This is a genomic window from Mesorhizobium sp. P2_D6, from assembly GCF_056404315.1.
In genome coordinates this window covers 153,962-174,454 of sequence record NZ_JBFUEG010000007.1, presented here as the reverse complement: position 1 = coordinate 174,454, position 20,493 = coordinate 153,962, and the positions used below count along the sequence as shown (strand labels likewise).

Genomic DNA, 20,493 nt, shown 5'->3' with positions numbered 1-20,493 from the left:
TGGCTTTTTTCAGCCCGGCCGATTGGCTCGCCGCAGCGTCAGATTGATGCGGCCGCCATTCTTCAGCAGCGCCGAGGTCGACGGGTAGATGCGGTCGACGCCGTGGAAGCAGAGCCGGCCTTCACCGCCGAGCACGACGACATCGCCGCTTTTCAGTCTGAACGATTTGGTGCCGCCGTCGCGCGTCGTCTGGCCGACCCGGAACAGACAATCGTCGCCGAGCGAAACGGAAACCACGGGCGCCGAGAAATCGGCTTCGTCGCGATCCTGGTGCAGGCCCATCTTGGCATCCTGCGTATAGAAATTGACCAGGCACGCCTCCGGCGGATGCGGATGGGCGGAAACCTCCTGCCATAATTGCATCAACGCGTCGGGGATCGGCGGCCATGGCTCACCGGTCAGCGGATGCATCGGCTGGTAGCGATATCCCAGTTCCTTGTCGGTGACCCAGCCGAGCGAGCCGCAATTGGTCATGCGCACGCTCATCTCCTTGCCGGTGCGCGGCATCGCCGGCACGAACAGCGGCGCCTGCTGCACCACCTTGCGTACGTCTTCGACCAGCGCTTCCTGCGCCGCGCGGGGCAGGTAGCCAGGCATATGGCGGACGCCTTTGGGCAGAACGAGCATGAGTGGACCCAGGTTGATCCTGTCAACAATGCCACCGCCAAACAAAAACGGCGACCCGAAAGCCGCCAACACGTTTCAACCTAGTCGTTCTCTACCCGGCCGCGCAGCTTCTTGATCGTGCCGCGCCCGGCCTTGCTTTTCAGCCGCCGCTCCACCGCGCCCTTCGACGGCCGCGTCTTCTTGCGCGGCGGCGGCGGTGGTTCGGCGGCCTTGGCGACCAGTGCCGTCAGCCTTGCCCGGGCATCGGCCCGGTTCTGCTCCTGGGTGCGGAAGCGCCCGGCCTCGATGACGATGACGCCGTCCTTGGTGGCGCGCTGGCCGGCAAGCTTGATGGTGCGTGCGCGTACGCGCTCCGACAGGCCGGCCGCATTGGCCGCGTCGAAGCGCAACTGCACGGCGGTGGCCACCTTGTTGACGTTCTGGCCGCCGGGACCGGACGAGCGGATGAAATCCTCGTGCAGGTCGCCCGGATGGATCACGGCCTCGTCTGATATGATGATGTCGTCGATCGGCATGCCGCAGTCATGGCGCGGCGGACCGAAAAAGAAAAGGCCCGATCGGGACCGGGCCTTCAACGATATACCGAGAGCGACGTCGCGATTACTCCGCAGCCTCCTGCAGGCGCGGCGCGGCGCCGAGTACGACGGCATCGACATGGCTTTCGAATTTCTCGAAGTTGACGGCGAACATGCCGACCAGCCTTGCTGCCTGGCGGTCATAGGCAGCCTTGTCGGCCCAGGTCGAACGCGGGTCGAGAATGGCGCTGTCGACGCCCAGAACGGCCACCGGCACCTCGAAGCCGAAATTGGCATCGGTGCGGAAGCCGGCCACCTTCAGCGAACCGTCGAGCGCGGCAGCCAGCAAGGCGCGCGTCGCCTTGATCGGCATGCGCTTGCCGGTGCCGTAGGCGCCGCCGGTCCAGCCGGTGTTGACCAGCCAGCAATCGGCGTCGTGACGGGCGATCAGCTCGCGCAGCAGATTGCCGTATTCCTTGGGATGGCGCGGCATGAACGGCGCGCCGAAACAGGTCGAGAACGTTGCTTCAGGCTCGGTCACGCCCTTTTCGGTGCCGGCCACCTTGGCCGTGTAGCCGGAGAGGAAATGATACATCGCCTGCGCCGGGGTCAGCCGTGCGATCGGCGGCATGACGCCGAAAGCATCTGCGGTCAGCATGATGATGTTCCTGGGGTGGCTGGCGCGCCCGGTCTTCGAGGCGTTGGGGATGAAGTCGAGCGGATAGGCGCAGCGCGTGTTTTCGGTCAGGCTTCCGTCGTTGAAGTCCGGCACGCGGTTTGCGTCGAGCACGACATTTTCCAGCACCGTGCCGAAACGCTGCGTGGTGGCGAAGATCTCCGGCTCGGCTTCGGCCGACAGCCGGATCGTCTTGGCGTAGCAGCCGCCTTCGAAATTGAAGATGCCGTGCGGCCCCCAGCCATGCTCGTCGTCGCCGATGAGCGTACGCGACGGATCGGCCGACAGCGTCGTCTTGCCGGTGCCCGAAAGCCCGAAGAAGATCGCCGCGTCGCCGGCCGGTCCCTCATTGGCCGAACAGTGCATCGGCATGACGCCCTTGGCTGGCAAGAGGTAGTTCAGCATGGTGAACACCGACTTCTTCATTTCGCCGGCATAGGAGGTGCCGCCGATCAGCACGATCTTGCGGATCAGGTCGACCGCAATCACCGTTTCGGTGCGGCTGCCGTGGCGGGCCGGATCGGCGCGGAAGGACGGCAGGTCAATGATCGTCATCTCCGGCTCGAACTGCTCGAGCTCGGACGCGTCGGGGCGAATGAGCAGGTTGCGGATGAACAGCGAGTGCCAGGCGAATTCGGTGATGACCCGCGTCGGCAGCTTCAGATCGGCATCGGCGCCGCCGACGAGATCCTGCACATACAGATCCTTGTCCGCGGCGTGGACAAGGAAATCGGCAAACAGCGTTTCGAACTGGGCGGGCGAAATCGCCCTGTTGTTGTCCCACCAGATATGGGCCTCGGTGGCGCCGTCGCGGACGACAAACTTGTCCTTGGGCGAGCGGCCGGTGTGCTGGCCGGTCTCGGCAAGCAGCGCACCGCCGGCGGTCAACCTGGCCTCGCCACGGCGGATCGCGTCCTCGTAAAGGGCGGCCGCACCAAAATTATAATGAACCGTGCCGGTGGTTTTCAGGCCGATACGATCGATCGCGCAGGCGGAATTGCGTTTGCCGACTTCCGACATCAAGGGTCCCTTCTTCTGGATTCGCCGCAGTTTGCCGACGTATTTCCGGCATGCCCGCGAGATGGCTGAGACGGTCAGAACCAGAAAACCCGAATGATATCAAATCATTAATCGATTTAAAAAATTTGAAAGTTGTTTAAATCGTTTATATGTGCAAAAAATCACAGTGGTTGCCCAAAGGATTGGCACACAGTGTTCGTCCAATCCGTGTAGAGGTGCGATTGGGACCGCCGGCAAGCCGTCCGCGACAGCGGATGGAGCCTGTGCCACATTTTGTACCTAATTTGTCCTGCAAAAGCCCCTTCTCTAAGACAGAAGGGACAGCTCATGAGGGAGCCGCTTGAAATGGCAACAATCGCGCTTGTCGATGACGATCGCAACATTCTGACGTCGGTCTCGATCGCCCTCGAATCCGAGGGGTATCGCGTCGAGACCTACACGGATGGGGCGTCGGCGCTGGAAGGCCTGGCGGCGCGGCCGCCGAATCTCGCCATCCTCGACATCAAGATGCCACGCATGGACGGCATGGAGCTGCTGCGCCGGATGCGGCAGAAGTCCGACCTGCCGGTGATCTTCCTGACCTCGAAGGACGACGAGATCGATGAGCTTTTCGGCCTCAAGATGGGCGCCGACGATTTCATCCGCAAACCGTTCTCGCAGCGCCTGCTGGTCGAGCGGGTGCGCGCCGTGCTGCGCCGTGCCAGTGCCCGCGAGGCTGCGGCAAAGGCGCCCAGCCAGCAGGCCCGTTCGCTCGAGCGCGGCCAGCTCGTCATGGACCAGGAACGCCACACCTGCACCTGGAAGGGCGAGCCGGTGACGCTGACGGTCACCGAATTTCTCATCCTGCACTCGTTGGCGCAGCGCCCCGGCGTGGTAAAAAGCCGTGATGCGTTGATGGATTCGGCCTATGATGAGCAGGTCTATGTCGACGACCGCACCATTGACAGCCACATCAAGCGGCTGCGCAAGAAGTTCAAGGCCGTCGACGATGACTTCGAAATGATCGAAACGCTTTACGGAGTCGGGTACCGGTTCCGCGAAGCTTAAGACCGGACCGGGAGCTGCTATTCAATGGCAGTTGACGTAGAGCGAGGCAGACGGGCGGGCGCCGGCAGGCGACCGTCCAGGATTATGCCCGCATTCCTGTCGAGGATCACGGTGCCGATGCGCCGCTTCCTCGGCCATCACATCTTTTCCAGCCTGACCCGGCGCATCCTGTTCCTCAACCTGGCCGGCCTGGCCGTGCTGGTCACCGGCATCCTCTATCTCAACACTTTCCGCGACGGGCTGATCGACGCCCGCGTCGAAAGCCTGATGACGCAGGGCGAGATCATCGCCGGCGCGATCGCGGCGTCGGCGACGGTCGAGACGGATTCGATCAGCATCGATCCGGAAAAACTGCTCGAACTGCAGGCCGGCGAGAGCCTGGGGCCGGGTTCCGACCAGCTCGACAATCTCGATTTCCCGATCAATCCCGAGCGCGTCGCGCCGGTCTTGCGGCGGCTGATCTCGCCGACGCGCACGCGCGCCCGCATCTATGACCGCGACGCCAATTTGCTGCTCGATTCACGCCATCTCTACTCGCGCGGCCAGATCCTGCGTTACGACCTGCCGCCGGTCGAGGACGAGCAGCCGGATATGCTGGAGCGGGTGCAAAAATTCGTCTTCGATTTCTTCCGCAACAAGGATCTGCCTGTCTATCACGAGCAGCCCGGCGGCAACGGCGCCGCCTTCCCCGAGGTGGTCAAGGCGCTGACCGGCAGCCCGTCGACGATCGTGCGGGTGAGCGAACAGGGCGAGCAGATCGTCTCGGTGGCGGTGCCGATCCAGCGCTTCCGCGCCGTGCTCGGCGTGCTGATGCTGTCGACCGAAGGCGGCGACATCGACAAGATCGTCGCCGCCGAGCGCAAGGCGATCCTGCGCGTGTTCGGCATTGCGGCACTGGTCACCGCCATCCTGTCGATGCTGCTGGCGTCCACCATCGCCAATCCGCTGCGGCGGCTGTCGGCGGCGGCGGTGCGCGTGCGGCGCGGCGTCAAGAGCCGCGAGGAAATCCCCGACTTTTCCGACCGCCAGGACGAGATCGGCAATCTGTCGATCGCGGTGCGCGACATGACCAATGCGCTCTATGCCCGCATCGAGGCGATCGAAAGCTTTGCCGCCGACGTCTCGCACGAGTTGAAGAACCCGCTGACCTCGCTGCGCAGCGCGGTCGAAACGCTGCCGCTGGCCAAGAACGACAATTCACGCGCGCGTCTGATGGAGATCATCCAGCACGATGTCCGGCGGCTGGACCGGCTGATCACCGACATTTCCGATGCCTCGCGCCTCGACGCCGAGCTGGCGCGCGAAGACGCGGCAATCGTCGATTTGAAGAAATTCATCACGGACCTCGTCGCCGTGTCGCGCGAGGCGACGCGCAACAAGAAGGCGGTCGAGATCGAATTCAAGGCCGCCAAGCTGCCGCAAGGCGTCAAAGGCTATTTCGTCACCGGCCATGATCTGAGGATCGGCCAGGTCATCACCAACCTGATCGAGAATGCCCGCTCATTCGTGCCGGAGGACCACGGCCATATCGCCATTTCCCTGGCACGCTCGGGCAAGGTCAACATCGTGACCGTCGACGACAACGGCCCCGGCATCCGCGCAGACGCAATCGACCGCATCTTCGAGCGCTTCTACACCGACCGCCCGGCCGGCGAGGCGTTCGGCCAGAATTCAGGGCTTGGCCTGTCGATATCTAGGCAGATCGTTGAAGCCCATGGCGGCACGCTGACGGCCGAGAACATCCCCGGTACCAAGCCGGGCGACATCAAGGGCGCGCGCTTCGTCGTGACGCTGCCGGCCGAAGGCTGATTAGAGCATGATCCCGAACCGAAGGACCGCGTCAGCGAAAAGTGGGAACCGGTTTTCGGTAAAGATCATGCTCCAACAAAGAGCTAGACCAGGATGACGATTCAACCAAACGTCATACCGATCTAGTAGCCGCGTATGCCTGACCCCGTGAAGCCCGAAAATATCCACGCCACCGCGATCCTGATCGGCGAGCGCGGCATTCTCATCACCGGGCCGTCCGGCTCGGGCAAGACGACGCTGGCGCTGGCGCTGATCGATCATTTTGGCCGGCGCGGACTGTTTGCGCGGCTGATCGGCGACGACCAGCTGTTTGTCGCGGCGCATTTCGGGCGGCTGGTCTGCCGCGCGCCGGCCAGCATCGCCGGCCTCACCGAGGTGCCCGGGCTTGGGCCGAAGCTGCTTTTGTTCGAACCCGGCGCGGTGATCGACCTCGCGATCCAACTGGTTGCCGCCGAGCAAATGGTGCGTTTCCAGGACGAGTTGAGCGAGATGATCGCGGGCTGCAATGTGCCGCGCATCGACCTTGCCGAGCGCAACGTCAGTGCGGCTTTGCCGGCGGTCATGGCGCGGCTGGCGATTGCGCCTTTCGTATGATCCGCCCCCGGTTTTTTGCTGCAATGCGTCAAAATGGCCAAGGCAGGCGCAATTTTGGGCTTGTCAACGCGCCGCGCGTCGACAAGATAGCGCTCCCGCCGCCTGGGATGGCCGGCGAGCATAAAAAGCGCCTGTGAAGCGGCGATGACGGGAGCCACTATAGAATGATCGGACTCGTGCTTGTAACGCACGGTCAACTGGCCGCCGAGTTCCGCCATGCCGTGGAACATGTCGTGGGGCCACAAGACAATTTCGAAACCGTGGCGATCGGCGCCGATGACGATATGGAGCAGCGGCGGAGCGATATCGTCGACGCTGTCGGCCGCGTCGACACCGGGACCGGCGTCATTGTCCTGACCGACATGTTCGGCGGCACGCCGTCCAACCTTGCCATTTCGGTGATGGAATCCGGCCGTACCGAGGTCATCGCCGGCATGAACCTGCCGATGCTGATCAAGCTGTCGTCGATCCGCAAGGGTGACAACATGGCGGCGGCGCTCGACGAGGCACAGGCCGCGGGGCGCAAATACATCAATGTCGCCAGCCAGCTCCTGAGCAGCAAATGAGCATGGCATCGGAAAAGGACCAGATAGCCAAAGATTCGATCACTAGGGAGTTTCCGATCATCAACCAGCGTGGCCTGCATGCGCGCGCCTCGGCCAAGTTCGTCCAGGTCGCCAGCGGCTTCGACGCCACCGTCCATGTCGAGAAGGACGGCCTCAAGGTCGGCGGCACCTCGATCATGGGCCTGATGATGCTGGCGGCGAGCCCCGGCTATTCGATCCGCGTCACCGCCAGCGGCGCTGAGGCCGTCGCGGTGATGGACGCGCTGGAGCAGTTGGTCGCCTCGCGTTTCGGCGAAGAGTGCTGAAAACACATACGCGCATAAAGATTTCTTTATATCCCATTGTCGTCTGAGTGGCGATCTGCTAGTCAGGCCGGCATTCCCGCGCCCTTCGACGCGCCGTGTGGCGCAGGCGCATCTGAAGACAAATCACACCGGAGCACTGCCATGACAGGTAGCAAGGACTATGTGGTCGCCGACATCTCGCTTGCCGGCTGGGGCCGCAAGGAACTCGATATCGCCGAAACCGAAATGCCGGGCCTGATGGCCTGCCGCGAGGAATTCGGCGCCAAGAAGCCGCTGAAGGGTGCGCGCATCACCGGCTCGCTGCACATGACCATCCAGACGGCCGTGCTGATCGAGACGCTGAAGGCGCTCGGCGCCGACATCCGCTGGGCCTCGTGCAACATCTTCTCGACCCAGGACCATGCCGCCGCAGCCATCGCCGAGGCCGGCATCCCGGTTTTCGCCGTCAAGGGTGAGAGCCTCGAAGAGTACTGGGACTACACCGACAAGATCTTCCAGTGGGCCGATGGTGGCCTCTCTAACATGATCCTCGACGATGGCGGCGACGCCACCATGTACATCCTGGTCGGCGCCCGCGCCGAAGCCGGCGAGGACGTTCTGTCCAACCCGCACAGCGAGGAAGAGGAGTACTTCTACGCCCAGGTGAAGAAGCGTCTGAAGGCGTCGCCCGGCTTCTTCACCAAGCAGAAGGAAGCGATCCGCGGCGTCACCGAAGAGACGACGACGGGCGTCAACCGCCTCTACCAGTTGCAGAAGAAGGGCCTGCTGCCCTTCCCGGCGATCAACGTCAACGACTCGGTCACCAAGTCGAAGTTCGACAACAAATATGGCTGCAAGGAATCGCTCGTCGACGGCATTCGCCGCGGCACCGACACCATGATGGCCGGCAAAGTCGCAGTCGTCTGCGGTTATGGCGACGTCGGCAAGGGGTCGTCGGCCTCGCTCAAGGGCGCCGGCGCCCGCGTCAAGGTCACCGAGGTCGATCCGATCTGCGCGCTGCAGGCGGCAATGGATGGCTTTGAAGTGGTCACGCTGGAAGATGCGGCCCCGACCGCCGACATCGTCATCACCACGACCGGCAACAAGGATGTCGTCACCCTCGACCACATGCGCTCGATGAAGGACATGGTGATCGTTGGCAATATCGGCCACTTCGACAATGAGATTCAGGTGGCGTCGCTGCGCAACCTGAAATGGACCAACGTCAAGCCGCAGGTCGACATGATCACTTTCCCGGACGGCAAGCGGATGATCCTTTTGTCCGAGGGACGCCTGCTCAACCTCGGCAACGCCACCGGCCATCCGAGCTTCGTGATGTCGGCTTCATTCACCAACCAGGTGCTGGCGCAGATCGAACTCTACACAAAGCCCGGCCAGTACCAGAACCAGGTCTATGTGCTGCCCAAGCATCTCGACGAGAAGGTAGCGCGCCTGCATCTCGACAAGCTTGGCGCCCGCCTGACCGAACTGTCCGGCGAACAGGCCGCCTATATCGGCGTGACCCCGCAGGGTCCGTTCAAGCCGGAACACTACCGCTATTAAGCATAGCGCAAATTACCACTAGATATTGAAGCCGGGCGATTGACATTTCGCCCGGCTTCTTTTTTGCGCGGAATGATTCTTCACGCCGATTCCAGCACGCGCTATTGTGGTGATTCGCGGGCCGGGGACGAGGGCCGGCTCACGCATAGAGAGCATGATCCCGAAAAGTGGGAACCGGTTTTCGGAAAAGATCATGCTCTTCAAAAAAGGAGTTAGATCGGGAGGGCGTTCCACCAACGTCATCCTGATCTAGGCGGTCTTGCATTCAGGCGGCGAAGAGGACCAAGACATGCCGGGGGAAAACCCGCCTCGCGCGGGATGGGCCGTTTCCGGCGGCCATGACGATTCCGATATCACTGGCTCCGCCACGACAGGCGGCGGCCTGAAGAAGCGCGTCGGCGCCCGCGTCGCGGGCTTTCTCGCCACATCCGCGCTTGCTGGTCCGCTTACTTTGTTTGCCGCGCATGCCGAGCCATCCATTGCGCAGAAGGCCGGGCTGTCGGTCAGCGCAGTCGAGGTCATCCAGCTCGCCATGTTCGTCGGCGTCATGGGCGCCGCTCTGGTCTCGGCCATCTTCCTGATCCGCGAAAGAGCCCGCACCTCGGCGCAGAATGTCGAACTCAGGGCCCGCATCGCCGACGTCAACGCGGCGCTGCAGCGTTCGGAAGCGCTGCTCAATCTACGCGACCAGCGCATCATCGTCTGGGCTTCGGAGAACAAGAAGCCCGAGCTGATCGGAACTTTGCCGCTCGAAAGCGGCGCGCCGGAAGACCGTGCGGCGTTCCTCGCCTTCGGGCGCTGGCTGATGCCGCGCTCGGCGGCAGCGCTCGAAAATGCCGTCGCGGGCCTGCGCGAGAAAGCCAAGCCGTTCGATCTGGTCATCGAATCGCAGGCCGGGGCGCCGCTCGAAGTGCATGGCCGCAAGAGTGCCGCCCATGTGCTGGTGCGCTTCGTCTCGCTGTCGGAAACGCAGCGCAGCCAGGCCAGGCTGAAGATCGAGAACCAGCGGCTGGCCGCCGACTACGACACCATGATCGGCCTGCTTGACGCCTTGCCGATGCCGGCATGGCTGCGCGCCACCGATGGCCGGTTGAAATGGGTCAACCGCGCCTATGCCGGCGCGGTCGAGGCCTCGAGCGCCGAAACGGCGGTGCGCGAAGCCAAGGAATTCCTTGGCGGCCAGGCGCGCGAACAGATCGCCGAACAACACAAATCGCGGCCGGTCTTCGAACAGACGCTGTCGACGGTGATCGAGGGCGACCGCCGCGTCTTCGCCGTCACCGACTTCGCCGGTAGCGACGGCTCGGCGGGCCTTGCCTGCGACACCAGCGCCACCGAAACCATACGCGGCGAATATGAGCGCACGGTGCGCAGCCATGCCGACACACTCGACCAGCTCAACACGGCGGTGGCGATCTTCGATACCGACGAGAAGCTGCGCTTCTTCAACCAGGCATTCCAGAAACTGTGGGGGCTGGACTCTGGCTTCCTGCACAGCGCGCCGGACAATGCGCTTTTGCTCGACCGGCTGCGCAGCGAAGGCAAGATCGCCGAGCAGCCGGAATGGCGGCGCTGGAAGGAAGGCCTGCTTAACGCCTACCGCGCGGTCGAATCACAGGAGCACTGGTGGCATCTGCCCGACGGCAAGACCATCCGGGTGGTCGCCAACCCGCAGCCCAAGGGCGGCGTGACCTGGGTGTTCGAGAACCTGACCGAGAAGATGGACCTGGAAAGCCGTTACCAGACCGCCGTGCGGGTCCAGGGCGAGACGCTCGACAATCTGGCCGAGGGCGTCGCGGTGTTCGGCCCCGATGGGCGGCTGCGTCTGTCCAACCCGGCCTTTGTCGCGCTGTGGGGGCTGAGCCAGGATGTGGTCAAGCCCAACGTCCATGTCTCGGCGATCCGAGACCTCAGCGACCAGCGCGCCGTCGACAGCCCGTGGGGCGGGTTCGTCGCCGCCATCACCGGTTTCGACGACGAGCGCCGCGAGCGCCACGGCCAGACCGAGCTGAAGAACGGCACCGTGCTCAGCTACGCCGTCATCCCGCTGCCCAACGGGCAGGTGATGATGACCTTCGTCGACGTCACCGACAGCGTCAATGTCGAGCGTGCGCTGAAGGACAAGAACGAGGCGCTGCAGAAATCCGACCAGCTGAAGAACGAGTTCGTGCAGCACGTTTCCTATGAGCTGCGCTCGCCGCTGACCAACATCATCGGCTTCACCGAGCTGTTGTCGCTGCCGACGACCGGGCCGCTGAGCCCCAAGCAGCGCGAATATGTCGAGCATGTCGGCTCGTCGTCGTCGGTGCTGCTGACCATCGTCAACGACATACTCGACCTCGCCACCGTCGACGCCGGCATCATGCAGCTCGACATTTCGGAGGTGAGCGTCGAGCGCACCATTGCGGCGGCCGCAGAACTGGTCGCCGACCGGCTGGAAGAGCATGCGATCAAGCTCAGGATAGAAGCGGCGGAAGCGTCGACAAGTTTCCATGGCGACGAGACCCGGGTCCGCCAGATCCTCTACAATCTGTTGAGCAACGCGGCCAATTACGCGCCGGAAGCGAGCACGATCACGCTGGCCTGCCGCCATTTGGAACAAGGTGTCGAATTCTCTGTCCATGATGACGGTCCCGGCATGCCGCCGGACCTGCTCGATTCGGTGTTCCGCCGCTTCGAGCCGCGTACCAATGGCGGACGCCGGCGCGGCGCCGGGCTCGGCTTGTCGATCGTCAAGAGCTTTGTCGAGCTGCATGGCGGCAGCGTGCGCATCGAGACTGGCAAGGACCAGGGCACCACCGTCATCTGCACCTTCCCCGATGCACCGTCGGGCGTCCGCGCCGCGGCCGAGTAGCGCGATCGATGACTGTTGCTGTGCTGGAGCGTTTTCTCGCCGACGAGGCTGCGACCGCAAGGCTCGGCGAAGACCTGGCCATGGCGCTGCGGCCGGGCGATGTGCTGGCGCTCAAGGGCGATCTCGGCGCCGGCAAGTCGACGCTGGCGCGTGCTCTGATCCGGGCGCTGGCCGACGATGCCGGCCTCGACGTGCCGAGCCCGACCTTCACTTTGGTGCAAAGCTACGACACGCGCATCCCCGTCCATCATTTCGATCTCTATCGGCTGTCCTCAGCCGGCGAGATCGACGAACTGGGTTTCGACGAAGCGCTGCTGCAAGGCGCTGCCCTGGTTGAATGGCCGGAGCGGGCCGAGGCCGCCTTACCCAAGACGTCGATCTGGATCGAACTCGTCCATCATGGAGAAGGCCGATTAGCGAACTTGTCGGGCGAAGGTGCAGCCTTCGAACGCATGGCGCGATCGCTGGCGATGCGCGACTTCCTCGAAACGGCCGGCTGGGGTGAGGCCGCGCGGCGCCATTTCGTCGGCGACGCCTCGGCGCGCTCTTACGAGATCGTCTCGCTCGCGGGCCTCGAGCCCCGCGTGCTGATGAACTCGCCGCGGCTGGTGCTCGGACCGCCGGTGCGCGACGGCAAACCCTACGCGGTGATCGCCCACACCGCGCAATCGGTGACGGCCTTTGTCGCCATCGACAAGGCACTGCTGGCGCAAGGTGTCAGCGTCCCCCAGATTCACGCCGAGGATCTCGATCAGGGCTTTCTGCTGCTGGAGCATCTGGGCTCGGAAGGCTTTCTCGGCGGCGATGGCGAGCCGGTGGCGGAGCGCTATGCGGCGGCGGCCGAATTGCTGGCGATGATGCATGGTAAGGCGTGGCCGCAGCGCATGGAGGCCGTGCCGGGCATTTATCACGACGTGCCCCCCTTCGATCGCGATGCCATGCTGATCGAAGCCGACCTCTTGGTCGACTGGTATGTGCCGATGGTGACCGGCAGCGCCGCAAGCGAAGCCTTGCGCGCCGGCTATCACAAGGAATGGAACGCGGTTCTCGATCGGTTGGACACCCGCGCATGCACGCTGATGCTGCGCGACTTCCACTCGCCCAACATCATCTGGCGCGGTGACCGTACCGGCCACGATCGTCTCGGCATCGTCGACGTCCAGGATGCGCTGCTCGGCCCTGCCGCCTACGACGTCGCGTCGCTGGCCATGGATGCCCGCGTCACCGTCTCGCCCGACATCGAGCAACACACCGTCGATGCCTATGTCGCGGCGCGTCAAGCCGCCGGCGGCTTCGACGAGTCCGCTTTCCGCGAGGCCTATGCAATCATGGCGGCGCAGCGCAATTCGAAAATCCTCGGCATTTTCGTGCGGCTCGAAAAGCGCGACGGCAAGCCCTATTATCTGAAACACCTGCCGCGCATCCGAGACTATCTCAGGCGGGCGCTGGCGCACCCGGCGCTGGCCGGGCTGAAGGAGTTCTATATGGCGCATGGCCTGCTGGAGGAACGCGCACCGTGACCTTGACCACCGCGATGGTGCTGGCAGCTGGTCTCGGCAAACGCATGCGGCCGATCACCGACACCATGCCTAAGCCGCTGGTGAGGATCGCCGGCAAGACCTTGCTCGACTGGGGGCTGGACAGCCTGGCGGCGGCTGGGGTCGAGAAAGCCGTCGTCAACGTGCACTATCTGCCGGACCAGATCGTCGCTCATGTCGTTGGGAGGCGGGTACCCGACATCGTTATTTCCGACGAGCGCGACGCGCTGCTGAATTCGGCCGGCGGCATCGTCAAGGCGCTGCCCCTGCTGGGTACCGAACCCTTCTACATCATCAATGCCGACACGTTCTGGATCGATAGCGGCCAGCCCAGCCTGGAGCGCCTTTCCCTTGCATGGGACAGCGCGAAAATGGATATTCTGCTGATGCTTACCGATCTCGACTCGGCGACCGGACACTGCGTCGGCACGGATTTCCTGATGGCGCCGGATGGCGGCCTGCGGCGCTCGAAAGGCGACCCGGCCGGGCTGATCTATGCGGGGGCGGCGATCGTTGATCCCGCCATCTTCAAGGACGCGCCAGCCGGGGCGCATTCGCTCAACGCCTATTTCGACAAGGCCATCGCCGCTGGCCGTCTGTTCGGCATGCAGATGCGCGGCCGCTGGATCACCGTCGGTACGCCCGATGCCATTCCGCAGGCGGAAGCGGCGGTCGCCCTCGCGAAGGTGGTATGAGCGGCGCGCGCCGCGTTCTCTCGATCCCGCCCGGAGCGCCATTCCTGCCGACTCTGGCCGAGGCCTTGCTGGCCGGACGGCTGGTGCCCGGCTTCCGCTTCGACGGCGATCCGCTGGCGCTGGCCGACGTCACCATCTATGTGCCGACACGGCGTGCAGCGCGTGCGCTGCGCGGTGCCTTTGTCGACGCGCTTTCCGGACCTGGCGTGAGCCGCCGTTCGGCGATCCTGCCGGTCATCCGCCCGCTCGGCGAGTTCGACGAGGACGAGGCCGCCTTCGACACCGGCACGCCGGCCGAGCTTGAGATGGCGCCGCCGATCACCGCGATCGAACGCCTGCTGCTTTTGGCGCCGCTGGTGCGGGCGTGGAAGCGCACCTTGCCGGCGCATGTCCTGGCCATGTTCGACGAAGAGATCGTCGTGCCGGCCTCCGCCGCCGATGCGATCTGGCTGGCGCGCGACCTCGCCCGATTGATGGACGAGATCGAAACCGAAGGCACGGACTGGACCAGGCTTGCCGACCTGGTGACCGGCAATCTTGCCGGCTGGTGGCTGGTGACGCTCGATTTCCTTCGCATCGTTACCGACGCCTGGCCAAAATTACTGGAGGAGCGCGACCGCTCCAACCCGGCCGCGCACCGCAATGCACTGATCCGGCGCGAGGCGAAGCGGCTCGAACGCAATCCGCCGAAAAGCCCGGTGATAGCCGCTGGCTCGACGGGCTCCATTCCCGCCACGGCCGAACTGCTTGCCGCGGTCGCCGGTCTGCCCAACGGCGCCGTCGTGCTGCCCGGCCTCGATGGAATGCTGGACGAGGCGTCCTTTGCCGCCATTGCAGCGCCCGGCGCTCGGCCCGCTTTGCTTGGCCACCCGCAATACGGCATGGCAAAACTGATCGGCAAGATCGGCGTGCTGCGCGGCGATGTCGAGGAGGTGGTTGCAGCAGAGAGGCCGCTTGCCATCCGCGCGGCCCTCGTCGGTGAGGCGTTGCGGCCGGCGGAGACCACGGAATTGTGGGCGGAGACGCGCATCACCTTCAATGCCGGCGACATCACTGACGCCCTCGCCGACGTGACGCTGGTGGAAGCTGCCAGCGAACGCGACGAGGCGGTGGCAATCGCCATCGCGCTGAAGACAGCCGTCGAGCAGCCGGGACAGCGAGCGGCCCTTGTCACCGGCGACCGGGCGCTGGCGCGACGCGTCTCGGCCGAGCTTCTGCGCTTTGGCGTCATCGCCGACGATTCCGGCGGCACGCCGCTCGCTAACACGCCGGCTACCAGCCTGCTGCGGCTAACGCTGCAAGCCCTGTTCCGGCCCGGCGACCCCGTCGGCCTGCTGTCGCTGCTCAAGCATCCGCTGCTTGGGCTCGGCCTGGAGCGGGCCGTCGTGCGCCATGCCGCCGAGCTCATCGAACTGGTGGCGCTGCGCGGCGGCACCGGCCGTCCCGACATCGCCTCGCTGCCGGCGCTGTTCGAGGACCGCCTTGCCGGCCTGAGCAGCGACAGGCGCCAGCCCTTCTGGTTTTCGCGCCTGACCGTGCGCGGTGTCGAGGAGGCTCGCGATCTGTTGGGCCGGCTTGCGACGGCGCTGGCGCCGCTGACCACTTTTCGCGGCGAAGAGAATGCCGATCTCGTCGCGCTGACCAAGGCGAGCGTCGCCGCGCTGGAAAATCTCGGCCGCACGGCGGACGGCAGCCTTGCCGAACTCTACGCTGGTGATGCCGGCGAGAAGCTTGCCGACCTGCTGCGCGGCGTGGTCGCGGCCTCGGCGTCGTTCGACTTCGCTGCCGACGAATGGCCCGATGTGATGGACGCGCTGATAGCACCGGAAACAGTCAAGCCGGGGCAAGGCACCGACCGCAACATCGCCATCTGGGGCGCGCTTGAAGCAAGGCTGCAAAGCGTCGACACGCTGGTCATTGGCGGGTTGAACGAGGGCGTGTGGCCGCGCAAGCCGGAGAGCGACCGCTTCATGTCGAGGCTGATGAAGACCGGCATCGACCTCGAGCCGCCCGAGCGGCGCATTGGCCTTGCCGCCCACGATTTCCAGATGGCGATGGGGGCGAAAAAGGTGGTGCTGACGCGCTCCGCGCGTGCCGGCGATGCGCCAGCGGTGCCGTCGCGCTGGCTGCAGCGCATCCTCACCTTCATCGGCAAGGATCCTGCGACCGCACTGCGCAGTCGCGGCGACGAATTGCTCGGCTGGGCCCGCGCGCTGGACGCCGGCGAGCGGCAACATTTCGCGCCACGGCCGCAGCCGAAGCCGCCGCTGGCAATGCGGCCGCAGCACTTCTCGGTGACCGAGATCGAGACGCTGCGCCGCGATCCCTATGCGATCTATGCCCGACGCATTCTCGGCCTCCTGCCGCTCGAACCGGTGATCCGCGATCCAGGTGCGGCCGAGCGCGGCACGCTGTTTCACGACATACTGCACCTGTTCTCGACAGAGGTTGCCGATCCGCGCGCGCCTGAAGCCCTGGAGAGGCTTATCTCGGCGGGCCGCAGATGCTTTGCAGAAGTAGCCCTTCCCGCCGATGTCGAGGCCGTGTGGTGGCCGCGTTTCGAAAAACTCGCCGCCAACATCATCGAATGGGAGCGTGGCCGGGCTCCCGCCGTCGCGCGGCGGCATGCCGAGGAGCGGGCAGAAAAAACCGCTGTCGGCCGTACCGGGGTGACGCTGTCAGGCTATGCCGACCGTGTCGATTTGCTGGCCGGCGGCATGGCCGACATTTTGGACTACAAGACCGGCTCTTCGCCATCCAAGGCGCAAGCGCACACGCTGCTGGCGCCGCAACTGGCGCTGGAAGGCGCCCTGCTGCGGCGCGGCGCCTTCAAGGGGCTTGGCGCGCGCGAACCCTCGCAACTTGCCTTTGTGCGGCTGAAACCGAATGGCGAAGTGTTCGAGGAATCCATCCTCGACTACAACCGCCAGCCGAGGACCGCCGAAGACCTCGCCGAAGAAGCCTGGGCGCGGCTGGAAAAGCTGCTTGTCCATTATGCCGACCCAACGACCGGCTACTTGTCGCGGGCGCTGCCGTTTCGCGAGGGCGAGAGCGACGGCGACTACGACCATCTGGCGCGCGTGCTCGAATGGTCGGCCGGCGGCGACAGCGACGACGAGGCGGGGGAGGCATGAAGAAGGCCTATCCCATCCCGACCGAGACCGCCGCCAGTCAGGCGCGCGCCTCCGACCCGAAGAATTCGGCCTGGGTATCGGCCAATGCCGGCTCCGGCAAAACGCATGTGCTGGCCCAGCGCGTCATCCGGCTGCTGCTCAACGGCACCGATCCGTCGAAGATCCTGTGCCTGACCTATACGCGGGCCGCCGCCGCCAATATGTCGAACCGGGTGTTCTCGACGCTCTCGGAATGGACGGCGCTTGGTGATGTCGAGCTTGCCGCCAAGATAACCGCGCTGGACGATCGCCGACCCGACCGCGACACCATGCGCCGGGCGCGCCGGCTGTTTGCCGAAGCACTGGAGACGCCGGGCGGACTGAAGATCCAGACCATCCACGCCTTTTGCGAATCGGTGCTGCACCAGTTCCCGCTGGAGGCCAACATCCCGGCGCATTTCGAAATGCTCGATCCGCAAATGGAGGCCTCGCTGTTCGCCGCCGCGCGCCGCGACATGATTTCCGGCACGTCTGCCGGCGACGCCGGGCTGGCCGAGGCCTTCGCCACCGTGCTGGAACGCGGCGGCGAACACGGGCTCGACGCGCTGCTTTCCGAAATCGTGCGCAAGCGCGACGGCCTGCGCGGCTTCATCGACGCGGTCGGGCGCGACGGCGCCGGCTTTCAGGCTCTGTTCGAGGAATTCCATTTCCGTCCCGGACAAAGCGCCGAAGACATAGCGGCATCGGTGTGGCCGCTGCCGGGTTTCCTGCCTGATTTCTTTGCCGTGTTCGCCAACGCAGCCGAAGCCGTCGATGCCCGCACTGTTCTCAACAATCTTCTGCCCTATGCCCGTCAGGCCTTCGTGGAGACCGATCCGATCCGCCGGTTGCAGATGCTGGGCAAAGCCTTCCTCAAGGCGGATGGCGACCCCTATGATCCCGCCAAGGCATTCAAGAAGGCGCTGCTTGACCGGCTGCCCGACCTACCCGAGCGCTATCTCGCCGCCGTCAAGGCGATCACAGAGGTTTCCGACCGGCTGGCGCTGTTCCGGATGCTGGAAGGCACTGTTGCGGCGCTGACCATCGCCGACTGGCTGATCGTGCGATACGAGCGCCTGAAGCGCGGCCGCAGCTTCCTCGACTTCAACGATCTCATCACCCGCACCGTCAATCTTCTGGCGCGGCCGGACGCTGGGCCGTGGGTGCAGTACAAGCTCGACCAGGGAATCGACCATATCCTGCTCGACGAGGCGCAGGACACCAGCCCCGACCAGTGGGAGGTGGTGAAGCGGCTGGCGGAAGAGTTTTTCGCCGGCCATGGCCAGCGCGGTACGGCCAATCGCACGGTGTTTGCCGTCGGTGACGAAAAGCAATCGATCTATTCGTTCCAGGGCGCCGCGCCGGATTCCTTTGCCGACAGCCGGCTGTTGTTTGCCGGGCGCGTGCGCGATGCCGAGGCTTCGTTTGCCGACCTCAAGCTGACCTGGTCGTTCCGTTCGACCGACGATGTGCTGGCCGCCGTCGACCGTGTCTTTGCCGATCCGGGTGTACGGCGCGGCATCAGCCACGACCCCGATCCGCTCGACCACAAGGCGATCCGCAACGATGCGCCGGGCTATGTCGAGGTCTGGCCATCGCTTGGCGCCGATGCGGTCGAGGAACCCGACGACTGGACACTGCCGGTCAACCACGCCAGCGCACCGGCGGTGCGCGTTGCCGAACATGTGGCGGCGACGATCCAGGCCTGGCTGAAGGACCGCGAAATCATCGAAGGCAAGGGCCGCAGGCTGCGGGCCGGCGACATTCTGGTGCTGGTGCGCAAGCGCGACCGCTTCGTGCATGCGCTGTCACGGGCGCTGAAGGACCGTGACATTCCTGTCGCCGGCGCCGACCGGCTGAGCCTGCCCGGCCATATTGCGGTGAAGGATCTGGTCGCGCTCGGCCATTTCCTCATCCAGCCGCAGGATGATCTTTCGCTCGCCGCCGTGCTGCGCAGCCCGATCTTCGACGTGTCGGAGGAGACGCTGTTTGCACTTGGCGCGGGAAGGCTGGCCGCGACATCGCTGATAACGTCACTGCGACAGCATGCCGGCGACAGTGCCGCGCTGGCCGCTATCGTCACCCGGCTCGACGGCTGGGCCAATGAGGCGGCGTTCCGGCCGGTGTTCGAATTCTACGCCGGCGTGCTGGCGCGCGACAGCCTGCGCAAGAAGATGATTGCCCGGCTCGGCCCGGAGGCCGGCGACATCCTCGATGAGTTCCTGAGCTTCTGCCTCGCCGAGGAACGCACCGGCTTGCCGGGACTGGAAGCCTTTCTGGCGACGTTGGAAAACACCGGCCCCGAAATCAAGCGCGAGATGGACCAGACGCGCGACGAGGTCCGCGTCATGACCGTGCACGCCGCCAAGGGGCTGGAGGCGCCTGTTGTCTTCCTCGTCGACGGCGGCTCGGCGCCGTTCAGCGACCAGCATTTGCCGCGGCTGATGCCGTTCGATGGTTCGGGTCGCAACTTTGACGGCAAGGGCTATCTCTGGCGCTCGGCTGCAGACGTCGCCAACGGTTTCTCCAAGACGGCTTCGGCGCGGGCGCGCGAGCTTGCCGACGACGAATACCGCCGCCTGCTCTATGTCGGCATGACACGCGCCGAGGACCGGCTGATTGTCTGCGGCTATCACGGCAAGCGCTCACCCAGCACTGGCACCTGGCATTCGATCGTCAGCCGCGCGCTGACCGGCGCACCGGAAAGCACGGAGCGCCGCCACCCCGCCAGCGGCGAGCCGGTGCACCGCTTTGTCATGACCAAGCTGCCGCCGGTGGCGCAGGCGGCGGCCGATGAAACGCGGCTGCCGCAACAGGTCCTGCCGCTGCCGGAAAGCCTCTACCGGGCCTTGCCGCCTTATGAGGAGCTGCCGCGCCCGCTGTCGCCGTCCGGCGCCTCGGCCCTGATCGACGAGGGCAAGGAGGCTGTTGTCGACACGCGCTCGCCGGTGCTGGACAGCAAGGCGGAGCCCGGCTTTGCGGTGATGCGCGGGCTGACGATGCACAAGCTACTGCAGATGCTGCCCGGCTTCCCCGAGGACGAACGGCAAGGCGCGGCGGGGCAATATCTGAGACGTGCCGGCGCCGACTGGACTGAAGCCGAACGCAGCAAGGCGCTGGCCTCGGTGATGGCGATCCTCGGGGATTCGCGTTTTGCCGAGCTGTTCTCGCCCTCGTCTCGCGCCGAAGTGGCCGTCATGGGCAGCCTCGAGGTCAAGGGCAGATTGCGTTCGATCTCCGGCAAGATCGACCGGCTGGCGGTGACGCCGGAGCGCGTTTCGATCGTCGATTACAAGACCAATCGGCCGGCGCCGGCTACACTCGCCCAGGTGCCATCGGCCTATATCCTGCAGCTGGCGCTCTACCGAGCGCTGCTCAAGCCGCTTTATCCCGGCCGCGAAGTGACCGCAGCACTGTTGTTTACCGAGGCGCCGAGGCTGATCGAACTGCCGGCCGAGGCAATGGACCACGCCCTTGCCCGACTCACGGGAGCGTGACACAAGTTCTGCTTGAAGAAGGGCTGCTCAACCACCACATTTGGTGCGAGATAAAT

14 protein-coding genes are annotated in these 20,493 nt (G+C 64.9%); 11 read left to right on the top strand and 3 right to left on the bottom strand.

Annotated features, from left to right (window positions below):
• Positions 1-9 precede the first annotated feature (9 nt).
• From AC1D1L_RS17125 to AC1D1L_RS17115, 3 genes are all read right to left on the bottom strand, one after another.
• Positions 10-627, bottom strand: coding sequence for an alpha-ketoglutarate-dependent dioxygenase AlkB (locus AC1D1L_RS17125; protein WP_477342697.1), 618 nt, complete (start codon positions 625-627; stop codon positions 10-12).
• Between the two features lie 80 nt (positions 628-707).
• Positions 708-1,142 carry an alternative ribosome rescue aminoacyl-tRNA hydrolase ArfB gene (gene arfB / locus AC1D1L_RS17120; RefSeq protein ID WP_477342696.1) on the bottom strand — a complete coding sequence of 145 codons (435 nt, stop codon included), beginning with the start codon at positions 1,140-1,142 and terminating at the stop codon, positions 708-710.
• 85 nt (positions 1,143-1,227) lie between these two features.
• Positions 1,228-2,838 carry a phosphoenolpyruvate carboxykinase gene (locus AC1D1L_RS17115; protein ID WP_477342695.1) on the bottom strand — a complete coding sequence of 537 codons (1,611 nt, stop codon included), beginning with the start codon at positions 2,836-2,838 and terminating at the stop codon, positions 1,228-1,230.
• A 345-nt stretch (positions 2,839-3,183) separates the two neighbouring features.
• Between AC1D1L_RS17115 and AC1D1L_RS17110 the strand changes: the two genes are divergently transcribed.
• The 11 genes from AC1D1L_RS17110 to addA all read left to right on the top strand — a co-directional run bounded on the left by AC1D1L_RS17110 (position 3,184) and on the right by addA (position 20,437).
• The gene (locus tag AC1D1L_RS17110) at positions 3,184-3,885 is read left to right on the top strand and encodes a response regulator transcription factor (protein WP_010912942.1); all 702 of its coding nucleotides are present in this window, start codon (positions 3,184-3,186) and stop codon (positions 3,883-3,885) included.
• 24 nt (positions 3,886-3,909) lie between these two features.
• The gene (locus AC1D1L_RS17105) at positions 3,910-5,694 is read left to right on the top strand and encodes a stimulus-sensing domain-containing protein (protein WP_477342694.1); all 1,785 of its coding nucleotides are present in this window, start codon (positions 3,910-3,912) and stop codon (positions 5,692-5,694) included.
• A gap of 135 nt (positions 5,695-5,829) precedes the next feature.
• Positions 5,830-6,288, top strand: coding sequence for an HPr kinase/phosphorylase (locus tag AC1D1L_RS17100; RefSeq protein WP_477342693.1), 459 nt, complete (start codon positions 5,830-5,832; stop codon positions 6,286-6,288).
• A gap of 164 nt (positions 6,289-6,452) precedes the next feature.
• A complete protein-coding gene (locus tag AC1D1L_RS17095) occupies positions 6,453-6,854 on the top strand; it encodes a PTS sugar transporter subunit IIA (RefSeq protein WP_112559892.1) in 402 nt (133 codons plus the stop codon).
• Between the two features lie 2 nt (positions 6,855-6,856).
• The gene (locus AC1D1L_RS17090; protein ID WP_434221253.1) at positions 6,857-7,159 is read left to right on the top strand and encodes an HPr family phosphocarrier protein; all 303 of its coding nucleotides are present in this window, start codon (positions 6,857-6,859) and stop codon (positions 7,157-7,159) included.
• A 141-nt stretch (positions 7,160-7,300) separates the two neighbouring features.
• A complete protein-coding gene (gene ahcY, locus AC1D1L_RS17085; protein ID WP_192255409.1) occupies positions 7,301-8,701 on the top strand; it encodes an adenosylhomocysteinase in 1,401 nt (466 codons plus the stop codon).
• 289 nt (positions 8,702-8,990) lie between these two features.
• Complete coding sequence (locus tag AC1D1L_RS17080) at positions 8,991-11,555, top strand: sensor histidine kinase (RefSeq protein WP_477342692.1); 2,565 nt, start codon at positions 8,991-8,993, stop codon at positions 11,553-11,555.
• An 8-nt stretch (positions 11,556-11,563) separates the two neighbouring features.
• Positions 11,564-13,075 carry a tRNA (adenosine(37)-N6)-threonylcarbamoyltransferase complex ATPase subunit type 1 TsaE gene (gene tsaE / locus AC1D1L_RS17075; RefSeq protein ID WP_477342691.1) on the top strand — a complete coding sequence of 504 codons (1,512 nt, stop codon included), beginning with the start codon at positions 11,564-11,566 and terminating at the stop codon, positions 13,073-13,075.
• Positions 13,076-13,089: 14 nt separating this feature from the next.
• A complete protein-coding gene (locus tag AC1D1L_RS17070) occupies positions 13,090-13,788 on the top strand; it encodes a nucleotidyltransferase family protein (RefSeq protein ID WP_477342832.1) in 699 nt (232 codons plus the stop codon).
• Entirely contained in the window at positions 13,785-16,922 is a 3,138-nt protein-coding gene (addB, locus tag AC1D1L_RS17065) for a double-strand break repair protein AddB (RefSeq protein WP_477342690.1), read from the top strand. The genes AC1D1L_RS17070 and addB overlap by 4 nt, the downstream gene beginning before the upstream one ends.
• Entirely contained in the window at positions 16,919-20,437 is a 3,519-nt protein-coding gene (gene addA, locus AC1D1L_RS17060; protein WP_477342689.1) for a double-strand break repair helicase AddA, read from the top strand. The genes addB and addA overlap by 4 nt, the downstream gene beginning before the upstream one ends.
• Positions 20,438-20,493: the final 56 nt, after the last annotated feature.

Bases quoted from the DNA above. Each gene is read 5' to 3' on its own strand.
- AC1D1L_RS17125 (WP_477342697.1), bottom strand. From the start codon at position 627: ATGCTCGTTCTGCCCAAAGGCGTCCGCCATATGCCTGGCTACCTGCCC.
- AC1D1L_RS17070 (WP_477342832.1), top strand. From the start codon at position 13,090: ATGGTGCTGGCAGCTGGTCTCGGCAAACGCATGCGGCCGATCACCGAC.
- AC1D1L_RS17115 (WP_477342695.1), bottom strand. From the start codon at position 2,838: ATGTCGGAAGTCGGCAAACGCAATTCCGCCTGCGCGATCGATCGTATC.
- AC1D1L_RS17095 (WP_112559892.1), top strand. From the start codon at position 6,453: ATGATCGGACTCGTGCTTGTAACGCACGGTCAACTGGCCGCCGAGTTC.
- ahcY (WP_192255409.1), top strand. From the start codon at position 7,301: ATGACAGGTAGCAAGGACTATGTGGTCGCCGACATCTCGCTTGCCGGC.
- AC1D1L_RS17110 (WP_010912942.1), top strand. From the start codon at position 3,184: ATGGCAACAATCGCGCTTGTCGATGACGATCGCAACATTCTGACGTCG.
- arfB (WP_477342696.1), bottom strand. From the start codon at position 1,142: ATGCCGATCGACGACATCATCATATCAGACGAGGCCGTGATCCATCCG.
- tsaE (WP_477342691.1), top strand. From the start codon at position 11,564: ATGACTGTTGCTGTGCTGGAGCGTTTTCTCGCCGACGAGGCTGCGACC.
- AC1D1L_RS17105 (WP_477342694.1), top strand. From the start codon at position 3,910: ATGGCAGTTGACGTAGAGCGAGGCAGACGGGCGGGCGCCGGCAGGCGA.
- AC1D1L_RS17080 (WP_477342692.1), top strand. From the start codon at position 8,991: ATGCCGGGGGAAAACCCGCCTCGCGCGGGATGGGCCGTTTCCGGCGGC.
- AC1D1L_RS17100 (WP_477342693.1), top strand. From the start codon at position 5,830: ATGCCTGACCCCGTGAAGCCCGAAAATATCCACGCCACCGCGATCCTG.
- addA (WP_477342689.1), top strand. From the start codon at position 16,919: ATGAAGAAGGCCTATCCCATCCCGACCGAGACCGCCGCCAGTCAGGCG.
- AC1D1L_RS17090 (WP_434221253.1), top strand. From the start codon at position 6,857: ATGGCATCGGAAAAGGACCAGATAGCCAAAGATTCGATCACTAGGGAG.
- addB (WP_477342690.1), top strand. From the start codon at position 13,785: ATGAGCGGCGCGCGCCGCGTTCTCTCGATCCCGCCCGGAGCGCCATTC.